Annotated in this window: 1 pseudogene; it reads left to right on the forward strand. The window is 46.0% G+C overall.

What is annotated here, in order from left to right:
• Positions 1 to 49 precede the first annotated feature (49 nt).
• A pseudogene (locus FQ182_RS30110) lies at positions 50 to 544 on the forward strand (site-specific integrase); the annotation flags it as partial.

Below are 544 nucleotides of genomic sequence, written 5' to 3' on the forward strand. Positions count from 1 at the left end.
AGGTGAGGAGTGGTCAGCACTAGAACGTCTTATACTGTTGACGGCTTTGATGACTGGCGCCCGTAAGCAGACCGTGCTTACGATGCGGTTAAAGCATCTAAAAGGGTTCATTTCAGAAAGGCTGCAGTTAGATGGCACCTATCTGTTACATGCCGGTCCAGGCACAGGGATGGATACCAAGAAAGACCGTAGCCAACGTTTGCACGTGCCAAAGCAACTTGCTGAGGAGTTACGGGTGCTTGGAGATAGTCCGATGATGAGGCAACGGCGAGATAAGTTTAGAACCGCTCTGTCTTTATATTACCCAAATATACAGATAAAAGACGAGGATATGTACGTCTTTTTATCTGATCAGGGAGGGTGTTATTACATGGCAAAAGATGATCCGCGCTACCCTATTGTCAAATCTAGACCCATTGGCCAAGTCACAGACACAATAAAGCGAAAAATATTGCAAAAGACATCTGATAAGTACCCTCAGGACTTTTCGTATCACTGGTTGCGTGCGACTTTTGGGTTTCAGCTCTATCAAAGATTGCAGGCC

It is taken from the genome of Pseudomonas sp. ANT_H4, assembly GCF_008369295.1.
GTDB lineage: Bacteria > Pseudomonadota > Gammaproteobacteria > Pseudomonadales > Pseudomonadaceae > Aquipseudomonas.